Origin of the sequence: Paenibacillus sp. J23TS9 (assembly GCF_018403225.1) — a bacterium.
Classification (GTDB): domain Bacteria; phylum Bacillota; class Bacilli; order Paenibacillales; family Paenibacillaceae; genus Paenibacillus_AQ.
Genome location: NZ_BOSG01000003.1, coordinates 1 through 14,964, shown reverse-complemented (window position 1 = coordinate 14,964; position 14,964 = coordinate 1). Strand labels below are relative to the sequence as shown.

Genomic DNA, 14,964 nt, shown 5'->3' with positions numbered 1-14,964 from the left:
TCTGTCATGAGACTACTTGTTACCGGCGGTGCCGGTTTTATCGGCAGTAATTTTATTTTATACATGCTTCAGCGTCACCCGAATTATAAGATCATCAATGTGGACTCGCTTACGTATGCGGGTAATCTGGAGAATTTGAAGACTGCTTCGAACAACCCGAATTATTCCTTTTCCAAAACAGATATTACGGATGCGCAAGGCATCGATCTGTTGTTTCAGCAAGGCATTGACGTGGTGGTGAATTTCGCTGCTGAATCCCATGTCGATCGGAGCATTTTGGAACCGGATATATTTGTAAAAACGAATGTGCTCGGTACACAAGTACTGCTGGATGCTGCCAAAAAATATGGCGTGACCAAATACGTTCAAGTATCTACGGATGAGGTATACGGCTCTTTGGGTGATGCCGGACTTTTCACAGAGGAAACACCGCTCGCCCCCAACAGTCCGTACTCGGCAAGTAAGGCCGGAGGAGACTTCATGGTTCGTGCCTATTACGAAACCTTTGGTATGCCGGTAAATATCACGCGCTGTTCGAATAATTATGGACCTTACCAGTTTCCTGAAAAATTAATACCGCTTATCATCTCCCGCGCCTTAAACGATGAACCTTTGCCTATCTATGGCGATGGACTAAATATCCGGGATTGGCTCTATGTCGAGGATCATTGCAGCGCGATCGATCTTGTTATCCATAACGGCCGCATCGGGGAAGTGTACAACATTGGGGGCAATAACGAGCGCACCAATATCCATATCGTAAAGACGATACTTCAGGAGCTGGGCAAGCCGGAATCTCTCATTACGTATGTACAGGACCGCCCCGGACATGATCGCCGCTACGGAATTGATCCTGCCAAGATAACTCAGGAGCTGGGCTGGAAGCCGAAGCATCATTTTGAGACAGGAATTAAGGAAACCATCCAGTGGTATCTCCATCACAAGGATTGGTGGACCCGCATTCAGTCTGGAGAATATAAATCCTATTATGCCAAGCAATACGGTGAACGGTTAGGGGATGCGTAATGAAGGTTTTAGTGACGGGGGCGAACGGACAATTAGGGAAGGATATGGTCCTTCTATTGCTTCAGAAAGGGCATGAGGTTCAAGCCTGCGGCCGTACCGAGCTTGATATCACCAGCCAGGAGCAATGCATGCGAATGATGGCAGCCTTTCATCTGGATGTTGTCATTCATTGTGCCGCCTTTACAGCTGTGGACGCTGCCGAAGACGACATCGACAAGGCCTACCAGGTCAATGCGGACGGAACAAGGAATATAGCTGTTGCTGCTGAGAAGGCGGGAGCCAAGCTGGTCTATATCAGTACGGATTATGTTTTCGACGGTCAATCCATGCTTCCCTACAGGGAGTATGACAACACAGATCCGCAGGGCGTGTATGGTAAATCCAAGAGAGCGGGCGAACTGCTGGCGCAGACCCTGTCTTCCCGTTACTTTATCGTCCGGACATCATGGGTATATGGCATGCACGGGAATAATTTTGTGAAGACGATGCTTCGCTTAGGTCAGGAAAAACCGCTTGTCCAAGTGGTTCATGACCAAAAGGGATCCCCTACCTATACGATGGATTTGGCGGGATTTCTGCTGGAGCTGATCCAGACGGAGAAATACGGGATCTACCACGCATCGAACCGCGGGGAATGCACTTGGTTTGAGTTTGCTCAGGCTATTTTTGAGGAAGCTCAACAAGTTGGGCTTACGATCGCTGCTCAGCTCGAGCCATGCACAACAGCGCAATTTCCACGGCCTGCCCAGCGTCCGGCTAATTCAGTCATGGATCATGTGTCGATCAGGACCAATGGTTTTCATGATCTGAGGCATTGGCGTGCAGGACTCAAGGATTTCATTCACTTGCTTAATAAACCAGTCTCTGAATAACAATTTTGAGAGGTCTCCTGATATACGGGAGATTTTTTTATTTTCATATGAAAGAGCTTCGCCATGCCTATCCCCATATTTCTCCTCGTTTGACCCCACCTGCGGCAGGGTAATTCTTTATTACAGGTGCATCTTAATACAATTTAAACCAAGACGCTGCAAAGGACGTGGACACTCATGCGAAGATGGATTGCCCTCATTCTGCTGGTGGGTGCTGCCGGGCTGCTATTCTGGGTTCCCCAGAGCAGTTCGGAGGAATCAAACGGCGATTTTACAGATTACAAGGTGATTTCCCATGCTATGGGAGGTATCAACGATCATGCATATACGAATTCTTACGAAGCTTTTATCGCCAACTATGAAAAAGGAAACCGTGTGTTTGAGGTAGATTTGCTGCTGACCGAAGACGGCAAGCTCGTGGCCAGACATGAATGGACACAGCATATGACCGAATTGCTGCAGCAGGAGGACAAGCTCCCGAAAGACCGTCAGGCGGTGCGGCTCAGTTATGAGGAGTTCAAGCAGAGCAAAATTCTCGGAGGTTATGATCCGCTGAGCTGGACAGATATCATGGATTTAATGGAGCGCTATCCTGATATATATATCGTGACAGACACGAAAGAGCAGGAAGCAGAAGATATGAAGCATGAACTTGCCATGCTGGTCAACTCGGCAAAAGCACGAAACCCGCAGCTTTTAGAACGGGTGGTGCCGCAGATTTATAACCAGCCAATGCTGCAGACGGTGAAAGAAATTTACAATTTTCCTTCCTTGATCTATACGCTGTACGCAACCAAGGATACAGATGATGAAGTTATCGATTTTGTCTCCAAAAATGCGATTGAAGCGGTAACGATACCTGAGCAGCGCGTGACACGCACATTTTTATCCAAGCTGAAAAAGGCGGGGGCTGCGACCTATGTGAACACGATCAACGAAACATACGATGTCAGCAAGCTGAAACGGATGGGCGTGAATGGCTTCTATTCGGACTTTTTAACGGAAAAAGAGGTCGAATCTACGAGCTGGCTGTATGCCTTTGGGAAATAAGATGGCATAGATAAGAAATAACAATAAAGATATGCTTCGTGAATGAAGCATATCTTTTTGTGTGGGATCTGGAAATTCCATAAAATTGTTCGTATTCCATACGAACAAGAAATTGACACTACCCCTGCGCTGACATAGACTAGATTTATGAAGAAAAGTCGTGGAGGAATGACGTTTGAAGCAGATGATTAAACCCTGGAGACATATCTTTAAGCTGGACCCGGACCGGGAAATAGATGATAACGCACTGGAAGCGGTATGTATGTCCGGGACGGATGCGATCATGGTAGGCGGCTCCAGCGGGGTGACGTACGACAATACGGTAGATTTGATGTCGCGGGTCCGCCGTTATGAGCTTCCGTGTGTGCTGGAGGTTTCGAATCTTGAAATGATTGTACCCGGTTTTGATTTGTATATGATTCCGATGGTAATGAATACCGCGGATACCATGTGGATTACGGGACAGCATCAACGGGCCGTAGAGGAATACGGCTATATGATTCCATGGGATCTGCTTATTCCTGAAGGCTACATTATTCTTAATCCTGACTCTACGGTGGCTAGATTGACTGGAGCCCAAACGGATCTTGATGCGGCGGGTGCTGCTGCTTATGGACAAGTCGCGGACAAGCTGATGTCACTTCCGGTGGTTTACGCCGAATACAGCGGCTGCTTCGGGGATATGGACACGGTCAAAAAAATTCATCAATCTCTTCATACCGCCAAGCTGTTCTATGGGGGCGGCATACATGATCCGGAAACCGCGGCCAAAGCGGCGGCTGTCTGCGACACCATCGTGGTCGGAAACGCGGTATATGATAATCTGCAACAGGCGCTGCTCACCGTCAAGGCTGTGAAGTAAGCGCGGAATAAGCGCAAATAACATTCAGGAAGGAGCATGCCCGCATGCAACCGATTGATATACAACAAGCTATTAAAAAATTGAACCCGCCGCAGCAGCAGGCCGTCGAAGCGACGGAAGGCCCGCTGCTGATTCTCGCCGGAGCGGGAAGCGGCAAGACCAGGGTGCTAACGCACCGTATTGCCTACTTGATCGCCACCCGCAAAGCTCCGCCATGGGGTGTTTTGGCGATAACCTTTACCAATAAAGCAGCACGTGAGATGCAGGAACGTGTAACCAAGCTCGTCGGCAATGAAGGCCGGGACATCTGGGTATCGACTTTCCACTCCATGTGCGTACGTATTCTCCGTAAGGACATCGACCGGATCGGCTTTAACTCCAACTTCACGATTTTGGACTCGACGGACCAATTGTCTCTCGTGCGGAACTGCATGAAGGATTTGAACCTGGATACCAAAAAGTTTGAGCCTAAAGCCGTTCTTTCTCTGATTAGTACGGCTAAGAATGAACTGATCACTCCTGCACAATATGAACAAAAAGCCGGAGACTATATTGAGAGCATCGCAGCCAAGGTATACACCATGTACCAGCGCCGGATGAAAAGCAATAACTCCCTGGACTTTGACGACCTGATCATGTCCACGATTCAGCTGTTTAAGGAAGTACCGGAGGTTCTCGATTTCTACCAGAAAAAATTTCAATACATCCATGTCGATGAATACCAGGATACCAACCGTGCCCAGTATATGCTCTGCCGGATGCTCGCTGACGGTCATCACCGGATTTGCGTGGTTGGTGACAGCGACCAGTCCATCTATCGCTGGCGCGGAGCCGATATCAGTAACATCCTTAATTTTGAGGAGGACTATCCTGAAGCACGGACCATTTTGCTCGAGCAGAACTACCGGTCGACCTCCACGATTCTGAACGCGGCGAACGAAGTGATCAAGCAGAACGGCGGTCGCAAGCCGAAGAAGCTGTGGACTGACCAAGGCGATGGCGACAAGATCAAAGTTTACCGGGCTGATTCCGAACATGATGAGGGGTATTTCGTCACCTCGGAAATTAGTAAAAACGTTCAACTGAATAAGTCTTATCAGGACCATGCCATTCTGTACCGTACGAACGCCCAGTCCCGGGTTATTGAGGAAATTCTGATCAAGTCGGATATTCCGTACCAGATTGTTGGCGGCATCAAGTTCTATGATCGTAAAGAGATCAAGGATATCCTCGGCTACCTGCGCCTCATTTCCAACCCGGATGATGATCTCAGCTTGGCGCGCGTGATCAATGTGCCGAAAAGAGGGATTGGCGACACGACTGTAGCGAAATTAGGCGCAGCTGCCGCCGAGCGGGGAACATCTATATTCCAAGCACTAGCGGTCGTTGATGATCTGGGTTTTGCCGGGCGGACGCGAAATGCGCTGGTGGAATTTTATGATATGATCGCAGCGCTGAATCAAATGGTAGAATATCTCTCCGTTACAGAGCTGACCGAAAAGATTCTGGAAATGAGCCAATACCGGATTGAGATGCAGCGGGAAAATACGATTGAATCGCGTTCACGCCTGGAAAACATCGATGAGTTCCTGTCCGTTACGATGGAATTCGAGAAAAATAACGATGATAAGTCACTCGTTTCCTTCCTGACCGACCTTGCCCTGATTGCCGACATTGATTCGGTGAACGATGAGGAAGAGGATAAGTCGGATGCCGTTATTCTCATGACCATGCACAGCGCCAAGGGTCTGGAGTTTCCGGTTGTCTTTATCGTAGGTATGGAAGAGGGCGTCTTCCCTCACAGCCGCGCATTTTCGGATAATGAGGAGCTGGAGGAGGAACGCCGACTGGCTTATGTAGGGATTACGCGGGCTGAACAGCAGCTGTTCCTTTCCTGTGCACAGATGCGTACTTTATTTGGCCGCACGACAGCGAACCCGCCTTCACGCTTCCTGGATGAAATTCCTGAAGAGCTGAAGGAAGAGACAGGCGTAGCCCGTGACCGTTACCGCCGCGGCGGTAATATTGGCGGCTCCTATGGAAGCCGTGGATTAGGCAGCGGAAGCGGCAGCAATTTTGGCCGCAATGCCGGCAACTCATCCCTGAGCGGGTCGACAGCTACAGCATCCGGCTCGCAATCCAAGGTAACCGTGACGACTTCGGTACCGCATCAAGCGGCTGCCGTGGGCAGCAAGGCAGATCTGACTGCACTTAAAGCTGGCGACAAAGTGTCTCACGGTAAATGGGGTACGGGAACGGTTGTATCTGTTAAAGGCAGCGGCAATGATACGGAGCTGCAGATTGCTTTTCCGGCACCTGTCGGGGTCAAACGGCTGCTCGCAGGGTTTGCACCGATCACCAAAGTGGAAGACTAGAATCATAGAGTGTTTTTCTTGCCGCTTTTCTAATATATATTTAAAAAATTAATTGCGACGGAGGGATGATCCCCGCATGGATCCGATGTTTACCATGGAGCAGCTCGTCGCCGAGCTGAATAAGTATAGCTATCATTATTACACGCTGGATAAGCCGCTGATCAGTGATAAAGAGTACGATGTTTTGTATGACCAGCTGGTAGCCTTGGAGAAGGAGGGCGGCATTGTCCTGCCGGATTCTCCTACCCAGCGCGTCGGCGGCGAGCTGCTTAAAGGATTTGTGCAGCACCGGCACCTGGCTCCTCTATGGAGTCTGGACAAAGCGCAAAATATTGAACAGCTTGGAAGCTGGAACGCACGTGCAGCCAAGCTGGTGGCCGATTATAACAGCAAAAATCCGGATAAGCCGCTGCCTGAGCTGAGCTATGCGGTGGAGCTGAAATTTGACGGGCTGACACTGAACCTGACATATAATGGCGGCAGACTGGTACAGGCAGCAACCCGCGGCAACGGAGTCGTTGGGGAAGGAATTTTGGCACAGGTAAAAACGATCAAATCCGTACCGCTCAGCATCCCGTATACCGAGGGTACGATCGAAGTGCAGGGCGAAGGGATTATGAATTTGTCCGTCCTGGAAAGCTATAACCAAACTGCAGCCGAGCCGCTGAAAAATGCCCGGAATGCGGCAGCGGGGGCGCTGCGCAACCTGAATCCGAAGACGACCTCCGAGCGCCGTCTCAGTGCTTTCTTTTACAATGTGGGTTATGCGGAAGGCATCCGCTTTGACAGTCACAAGGAAATGATGGATTTCCTGCGTGACAATCATTTTAAAGTGAATCCGTTCATTACCTACTTCGAAAAATTTGATGATGTTATGGAACAACTCCAGGATATTCAGGAACGCCGTTCGAGCCTGGATTATCTCATTGACGGTGCCGTTATTAAAATCGTGGATATGCGTACCCGGGAAGCCCTGGGCTATACGGACAAATTTCCACGCTGGGCTGTTGCGTACAAGTTTGAGGCGGAGGAAACAACAACTGTACTCGAATCTGTGTCCTGGGAAGTGGGACGTACAGGCAAAATCACACCGGTTGCGCGTGTCGAGGCTGTCGAGCTTGCTGGCGTAACGGTGCAGAACTGCACTCTGAATAATATCGGGGATATCGAACGGAAAAACCTGAAGCATGCCCTCGGTACGCGCGTCTTTATTCGCCGTTCTAACGATGTCATCCCGGAAATACTGGGCAAGGTAACCGAGGATAGCGACGGTGAAGAAATTGTTTATCCGGAGCAATGTCCTGCCTGCGGGTTTCCCCTGGAGCAGCGAGGCGCCCATTTGTTCTGTAACAACAGTCTGGACTGTAAGCCTCAGATTATTGGGCGGATTACCCACTTCGCGTCTAGAGACGCCATGGATATTGAGACATTTAGCGTCATGACAGCCGAGCAGCTGTACAACGAGCTGAACGTTCGTGAGCCTGCTGACCTCTATACCCTCACGTTTGAGGATCTGATCAAGCTGGATCGTTTTGGTGAGAAGAAAGCTAATAATCTGCTTGCTTCCCTGGAAAAAAGTAAAAGCAGAGACCTTGCTTCATTCCTTTTTGCCTTGGGGATTCCGAATACAGGAAAATCAACGACCAAAATGCTGGCCGAGCATTTCCGCGATTTGCATGCTGTGATGAACGCAACCGTGGAAGAGCTGATAGCTCTTCCGGATGTGGGTGGCATTGTCGCAGACAGCATCGTAGGCTTTTTCGCAGATCCGTTTATTATGACGGGGATCGAGAAAATGCTCTCTCTGGGCGTTGAAGCTAAAGCTCCGGAAGCGCCAAGAGTCGTGAACACCGATTCATTCTTTAGCGGTAAAACGGTCGTACTGACCGGCACGCTCCATCAGCTCACCCGTGATGAGGCTGCTGATAAGCTGGAGGCACTCGGGGCGAAAGTCACTGGCAGTGTATCTGCGAAGACAGATCTGGTCATTGCAGGCGAGAAGGCGGGCAGCAAGCTGGCCAAGGCCCAGCAGCTGGGGATTCAGGTCATCGAGGATGAGGATGAATTTATCCGTCTTTTGAATACAGAAGCCTAGTTCCCTAGTTCCATACCCATAACAAGTAGAAGTCCTGGTTCATTGAACAATGATCCCAGGACTTTTTTTATTATGGGGTGATAAAACTGGGAGTTCTGCTAATATGAAGAAAATGATGTTTCATTTAATAGATTTGAAAGGAAACCTTCCCTGTGAAAAAAGAAACGATATTGCTCGTGGATGACGAGAAAGAAATTGTGGAGCTGCTCGATATTTATTTTAGCAATGAAGGATACCGGCTGCTGAAGGCTTATGACGGAACAGAAGCGCTGAACTGGCTGGAAAATGAAGAAGTCGACCTCATTATTCTGGATGTTATGATGCCAAGGATGGATGGAATCGCCGCCTGTATGAAAATTCGCGAAGAGCGTCATGTACCGATCATCATGCTGTCTGCAAAAAACACGGACATGGACAAAATTAACGGACTCAGCATCGGTGCCGATGATTATGTCGGCAAACCCTTTAATCCGCTGGAGCTGGTGGCCAGGGCCAAATCGCAGCTGCGCCGCTATCATAGATTCAACAAAGATACTCCTGTTCAAGTAGAAGAGCATACATTGGTATTCGAAGACCTGGTTATAGATACAGGCAAACATGAGGTTCACATAGATCGGCAAAAAGTAAAACTGACTCCCCGGGAGTTTGCGATTCTTGAACTGCTGGCAAGGCATCAAGGACAGGTGCTCAGCATGGAGCAAATTTACAACAATGTTTGGAATGAGCCTTTTCTGGATGGAGGGAACACGGTCATGGTTCATGTACGTAAAATCCGTGAGAAAATCGAAATCGATCCGAAACGCCCGCGTTATGTGCAGACGGTTTGGGGAGTTGGTTATAAACTGGACGGACCGTCCTGAAAGCTGGAGGGAGCTGAACCATGAACGCTAAATACATAAGCACGATCCGCTGGAAGTTTATCTGGGCATTTATATTGAGCATTTTATCGGGAGCAGGACTGCTGACTGCCGGATATCAGCTGGTAAACGCCTCTATTTATGTGAATCCGGAGCCTGAGCCCTCTCCATACACGCTGATGCTCAGATGGGTTATTAATCATATCGGCTCGGCACCACTGCTGTTTGCTGCCGGCGTTGTCAGCTTTCTTATTTTCTTTTTTATATTCACCCGAAAAATCATCTCCTATCTTGAAGAGATTACATCGGGGATTCAGCAAATCACCAAGCTGGGAGAGTCACACCGGATCGAGGTTAGGACATCGGACGAGCTGGGTGTGTTGGCGGAGAACATTAACGTGATGTCCGATCGGCTGGAGCATTCCCTTTTGGAAGAGAGATCAGCAGTTCAAGCGAAGAACGAACTGATTACGGGGGTATCCCATGATTTGCGCACCCCTCTGACATCCATACTGGGCTTTTTAGAGTACATTGAGCAGGACCGCTGCCGGGACGAGATAGAAATGCGCTATTATGCCGATATTGCTTATCAAAAAACGCTTGTGCTGCGTAAACTCATAGACGATTTGTTCGAGTACACACGAGTGCACAATGGAGGACTTCCGCTTGTGCTGGAGCGGCTTGATCTTAAAGCTTTCATCCGGCAGCTGGTAGAGGAGGCGGTTCCGGAATTGAACCTGGCAGGCATGACTTATAAAATCCATGACAACACGGATAAGTCCCTGTGGATCCAGGCTGCGCCTTATGAATTGGTAAGAGCCTATGAGAATCTGATAGCCAATGCAATCCGATATGGTCAAGCAGGTAAAGGATTGGAGATCAGCTTTGACCGTGAAGGGGATGAAGCGGTTGTACGGATCAGCAATTTTGGCGAAATGATTGCGGAAAGCGATCTTCCGCATATTTTTGAACGCTTTTACCGGGCGGAGCGCTCCCGCTCGCACCATACAGGCGGCTCAGGGCTGGGGCTCGCGATTGCTAAAGGAATCATCGATCGTCACCATGGCCTGATTTCGGCCCAAAGTGATATGTATCGCACTGACTTTATCACCCGGATCCCGGTATCCAAGGAATAGCTGAATCTTGATTTCGGGTGATATTAAGAGAATGTTAAGAACTTTTGGGGTGTTTCTTAAGATTTGGCCGATATCCTTTTGTACATAGGGTGATAACTACCCATATGCAAGGAGGGATTGAGGTTTTGAAAAGGTTGCTAACCGTACGCAGCGGCTATCTATACATCGTTGTAGGAAGCGCGCTAATCAGTGGTATTTCACTTTTTATTGTATATAGAGCCTTCGTTTTTCTGTACTCCCATAGCGCGCCGGATTCGTTGTTGGTCCGGTTATCGCATTGGCTGATGAATCATATCGGTAAAACGCCAATAGCCGTCCTCATTTTTTTAACGGTGTTCACAGGGATGTTTATGCTGCGTTCGCAAAAAACAGCAGATGATATCAAGTCGCTGCTGAGCGCAGCGGAAGAGCTGGCTGACAAAGGCTCCTTTGAGAAATTGGAGGTCATGTCAGGAGGAGAGTTAAAGGAACTTGCGGCTCATCTCCGTAGAATCAATCGAACAGAAGCATTCTCATCGAAAAATGACCTGCAGACATCCAATATGGAAATGGAAGCGTCCGGCGCTCAATTGGGAAATGAAGAAGTCATGGCTCTGATCTTAAGAATGAAATCTTTATTGCGAATTGTGGAAGATGGAGAGGCAGGCGGGGATAATCCGGAGAAAACCGAGCAGCTAAGGGTAGAGGCGATCAAGCGGGAGGCGCTTGGAATGGAACGGTTCCTGGAGAGCCTGATCACTTCGTCATGAGCGGTCTGCAGGCTGTGGTTAAACGTAAACTCCTGAGAAGCCTTTACTTCGCTTTTGACCTGGCAGTGATGAGTGCTGTGCTGGTATTGGCCGGACTGTTTTACGTTCATGAATATGGAGAAACCGTGGTGGACCGCCATTCGGAGAACCTGGTTCTGCAGGAATCAAGTATCGTTGTTGCCGCGGATGGAACGGTACTCCGGAGGATCCCGCTGCCCGAATCGGGGTACAGAATGACGGCAGAGCTTGAAGAGATGCCGGAATTACTGGTCGATGCCTTTTTGGCAGTGGAGGACCGCCGCTTTTATAGTCATCATGGACTGGATTATAAGGGAATAGCGCGTGCTTTTCTTAATAACACGCTTCAGATGCAGCTGTCGGAAGGAGGAAGCAGTATCACCCAGCAGCTGGCCCGAAATCTTTTCCTGAACCGGGATAAAAATATGCTGCGTAAGCTGAATGAGGCATCTATTGCTTTGGCTTTGGAGAAGCGGCTGTCCAAACATGATATTTTGCAATTATATCTTAACCAGATTTATATGGGGGAAGGACAATATGGAGTAAAAGCGGCAGCCGAGCACTATTTTGGGGTCACTCAATTGAAAGAGCTCAATATCATGCAAATTGCCGCATTGGCTGCCATCCCTAAAGGACCTTCCATTTATAATCCGGCAGACAATAGCGGGCTTTCTGTGAAGAGACGGGAGCTTGTGCTGAGTATGATGTGGAAGCAGGGATTGATTACTCATGAAGAAATGAAGGCTGCTGTTAAAGAGAAGTATCAACCTCCTTCTATTGTAAGAGAAAGGTTGGTAGGGGCTTCTTATATAGATGCCGCATTGACAGAAGCCTCCCAGCGCACAGGCAAATCAAAGAAAGACCTGCAAACAGGTGGTTATACGATTGTGACGGGAATGAATACGGCAGCGCAGAAAGCACTGGAAGAGTCGTTTCTGAATCCCGATTTATTTCCGCCGGATGGGAAAGATCAGCAGGTGGAGGCCGCCATGGTAATGATGGATCACCGGACCGGCGAAGTTGTGGCGTTGACCGGAGGCCGGAATCCAAGTACGGGGAACCTGAACAGGGCGGTGGTTGATGCCCGGCAGCCAGGATCCGCCTTCAAGCCCATTATTGATTACGGACCGGCCCTGGAAAGCGGTCTCTATACACCAGATAGTATCCTTCCGGATCGTAAGGCTGCTTATGGCAGTTATAAGCCTGAAAATTTGAATGGTGTGTACCGGGGCCAAACGACCATGAGAATAGCTCTCCAGCAGTCGATCAATGCACCAGCTGTGTGGCTGCTGAAGCAGGTGGGCATTTCCAAGGCACGCGGGTTTGCCGCGAAGCTCGGTATAGATCTACCCAAGGAGGATAATAACCTGTCCATTGCGCTTGGGGGATTGCATACAGGAGTGTCGCCATTAAAAATGGCGCAAGCATACAGTGTATTTGCCAGCGGCGGTGTCTTTCGTGAGGCGCATATGGTGCGTCAAGTGATAGACCACAAGGGGCATGTTCTGTATACGTATAATGCCGGACAGCGTCAAGCTATCTCACCTCTGACAGCAGAGAGAATGACCGGGATGCTGCGAAGTGTAGTCGATGAGGGCACCGGCAAAAAGGCGAGGTTGAACCGGCCGGTCGCGGGTAAAACGGGTACCACTCAACTGGATTTACCCGGAATTAGCAGTAAGGCTAACCGGGATCTCTGGTTTGTCGGTTATACACCAGAGTGGACAGCCGCAGTGTGGATGGGCTTTGACCGCACGGACAAGGATAACTTCATGACCGCTGGCAGCGGGATGGCCGCTGCCTTGTTTTCCACAGTCATGAGTAAAGCGTTGGAAGGCCAAAGGTGAAGAATACAAATGGAGATGAGATAGGGGTTAACTCTGCTTTGTGCCTGAAAGCCACGCATTTTTATCGTATCCGCGTTCTTCCCAATAGCCGACATGATCCTCGGCAATGAGCTCGATACGGTTCAACCATTTCACAGACTTGTAGGTATACATCTGCGGGACGACGAGCCGTACAGGTCCGCCAAGATCACTCGGGATTGGCTTTCCATCCAGCATGACAGCGATCATAATATCCTCCATTTGAGCCTGTAACATCGTTAAGGAATCGGTGTATACGCCATCTCCTGAGTAGAACTTGACCGTTTGGGCTGAGGATTGAATGCCCGCCTGATCGAGGAAATGCTTAAGCGGTATGCCTTCCCAGGTATTATTGTAGACAGACCATCCGGTAACGCAGTGAAAGTCACTGACCTGCACAGTACGAGGGAGCTTCACAAATTCTTCCCAGTTCCACTTCATCGCCTGATTCACCAAGCCGTCCACAGTAAAGGACCAGTTAGAATTATCAAACGAAGGAATTGGGGTTACCGTGTAAATGCGAAAATTGCCCTTGGAACCCCCACCTATCGGCGGGAGGGAATCTACAGCAGGCTGGGGGGCAGGAAGAAGATGGTTGCTATCTTTTTGAACGAGATTCTCGACATTGGCACCAGAGCTCAGACTCGAAGCTACCCATTTAATAAAAGAAGGACCCAGTGTAACAGCAAAACCGAGACCGATTGCGGAACGGATAAATGCTCTGCGTGTATATAACGGCTCTGTCGCTTTAGTAGGTAATTCTGTTTTTGGTTGGTTGCCGGTACGGACGGATCGGCGGTGAGGTTCCTTTAACCAGCGGGTGCGGGTAATCGAATGATAGATCATATAAGGAAGACCGATCCATGTAAAAACATCGTGAATGATTAATGCAGGATTGGACCATGCCGGACCAAAGGCGCGGAACTGCCAGAGAACGACACCGGAAAGAAACCAGCCAGCCATCATAAATAGAACAATAAATACATTCCATTTTTGAGCGGGACGTTCTTTCAGCAGACTCCAGTGTTTGCCGGCAAGGAGTAGGTAATACAGAACAGGTAGCAGCAGTGCGAGGCCAACACCGACATGAAGCCACTTGAGCCACACGCGGCCTGCTCCCAAAATCTCTCTCCAGGCTCCCCAGGGGAGAATCAATCCGCTGAATGCTAGAAAGGCGACCATCCAGGCGTTCCAGCGGTGCACGGCAGCAAGCTTTTTGCCAATACCCTTTCGAATCTTGTTCAGCCAATTGTTCATGTTTAGCCTCCTGCAATTTGTGATTTAAAAAGGTACCGGATCATATGGACTTCATTGATGTAAAACATACCTCAGGAGCTGCGTGAAAAGTTATGTTTATGATGTAACCCTCTGAAGAAAATTTTAACATATTTAAAATTTAAAAAAACAGTTGCCTTATGTAGGACATCCATGATATATTATTTCTTGCCGCTAAACACGGCAGGCTTTCAAAACAAACAATGCTAACTAAATAAGTGTTGACTTGATTGAAAGAAAATGATATAATTAAATCCTGCTTCGGTAAGAAATTTGTCGAATGAAGCAGAAAACAAGTTCTTTGAAAACTGAACAAATAGATGATGTTTTAAAATGAGATTAACAGTAATGAATATTTTGATTAGCATTGCTTAATTCAAAATTTCATTATATCTCGTCAGTTTCAAAATGAGCTATCAACTTTCTTGGAGAGTTTGATCCTGGCTCAGGACGAACGCTGGCGGCGTGCCTAATACATGCAAGTCGAGCGGAGTTGATGAGAAGCTTGCTTCTCTGATGCTTAGCGGCGGACGGGTGAGTAACACGTAGGCAACCTGCCTGTAAGACTGGGATAACTACCGGAAACGGTAGCTAATACCGGATAATTTATTTCTTCTCCTGGAGAAATAATGAAAGACGGAGCAATCTGTCACTTATAGATGGGCCTGCGGCGCATTAGCTAGTTGGTGGGGTAATGGCTCACCAAGGCGACGATGCGTAGCCGACCTGAGAGGGTGAACGGCCACACTGGGACTGAGACACGGCCCAGACTCCTACGGGAGGC

The 14,964-nt window shown here is 48.8% G+C and carries 11 protein-coding genes and 1 rRNA gene; 11 read left to right on the top strand and 1 reads right to left on the bottom strand.

Annotated features, from left to right (window positions below):
* Positions 1–6 precede the first annotated feature (6 nt).
* The 10 genes from rfbB (at position 7) to KJS65_RS18640 (ending at position 12,887) form a co-directional block, all read left to right on the top strand.
* Complete coding sequence (gene rfbB / locus KJS65_RS18685; protein WP_213651401.1) at positions 7–1,026, top strand: dTDP-glucose 4,6-dehydratase; 1,020 nt, start codon at positions 7–9, stop codon at positions 1,024–1,026.
* Positions 1,026–1,898, top strand: coding sequence for a dTDP-4-dehydrorhamnose reductase (gene rfbD / locus KJS65_RS18680; protein ID WP_213651400.1), 873 nt, complete (start codon positions 1,026–1,028; stop codon positions 1,896–1,898). Before rfbB ends, rfbD begins: the two co-directional genes overlap by 1 nt.
* Before the next feature lie 177 nt (positions 1,899–2,075).
* A complete protein-coding gene (locus KJS65_RS18675) occupies positions 2,076–2,948 on the top strand; it encodes a phosphatidylinositol-specific phospholipase C/glycerophosphodiester phosphodiesterase family protein (RefSeq protein ID WP_213651399.1) in 873 nt (290 codons plus the stop codon).
* A gap of 184 nt (positions 2,949–3,132) precedes the next feature.
* A complete protein-coding gene (pcrB, locus tag KJS65_RS18670; RefSeq protein WP_374706203.1) occupies positions 3,133–3,810 on the top strand; it encodes a heptaprenylglyceryl phosphate synthase in 678 nt (225 codons plus the stop codon).
* Positions 3,811–3,854: 44 nt separating this feature from the next.
* Complete coding sequence (pcrA, locus tag KJS65_RS18665; RefSeq protein WP_213651397.1) at positions 3,855–6,185, top strand: DNA helicase PcrA; 2,331 nt, start codon at positions 3,855–3,857, stop codon at positions 6,183–6,185.
* Between the two features lie 76 nt (positions 6,186–6,261).
* Complete coding sequence (ligA, locus tag KJS65_RS18660) at positions 6,262–8,280, top strand: NAD-dependent DNA ligase LigA (RefSeq protein WP_213651396.1); 2,019 nt, start codon at positions 6,262–6,264, stop codon at positions 8,278–8,280.
* Positions 8,281–8,432: 152 nt separating this feature from the next.
* On the top strand, positions 8,433–9,140 hold the full coding sequence (locus KJS65_RS18655; RefSeq protein WP_213651395.1) for a response regulator transcription factor: 708 nt from the start codon (positions 8,433–8,435) through the stop codon (positions 9,138–9,140).
* 20 nt (positions 9,141–9,160) lie between these two features.
* On the top strand, positions 9,161–10,273 hold the full coding sequence (locus KJS65_RS18650; protein ID WP_213651394.1) for a sensor histidine kinase: 1,113 nt from the start codon (positions 9,161–9,163) through the stop codon (positions 10,271–10,273).
* 125 nt (positions 10,274–10,398) lie between these two features.
* Positions 10,399–11,022, top strand: a complete 624-nt coding sequence (locus KJS65_RS18645) for a hypothetical protein (protein WP_213651393.1) — start codon at positions 10,399–10,401, stop codon at positions 11,020–11,022.
* 14 nt (positions 11,023–11,036) lie between these two features.
* Positions 11,037–12,887, top strand: a complete 1,851-nt coding sequence (locus tag KJS65_RS18640; RefSeq protein ID WP_244864639.1) for a transglycosylase domain-containing protein — start codon at positions 11,037–11,039, stop codon at positions 12,885–12,887.
* Between the two features lie 27 nt (positions 12,888–12,914).
* Here the strand turns inward: KJS65_RS18640 and KJS65_RS18635 are convergent, their stop codons facing one another.
* Positions 12,915–14,162, bottom strand: coding sequence for a molybdopterin-dependent oxidoreductase (locus KJS65_RS18635; RefSeq protein WP_213651391.1), 1,248 nt, complete (start codon positions 14,160–14,162; stop codon positions 12,915–12,917).
* Positions 14,163–14,602: 440 nt separating this feature from the next.
* On the opposite strand from KJS65_RS18635, the gene KJS65_RS18630 reads away from it, so the two are divergent.
* Positions 14,603–14,964: ribosomal RNA gene (locus KJS65_RS18630) — 16S ribosomal RNA — on the top strand; the annotation flags it as partial.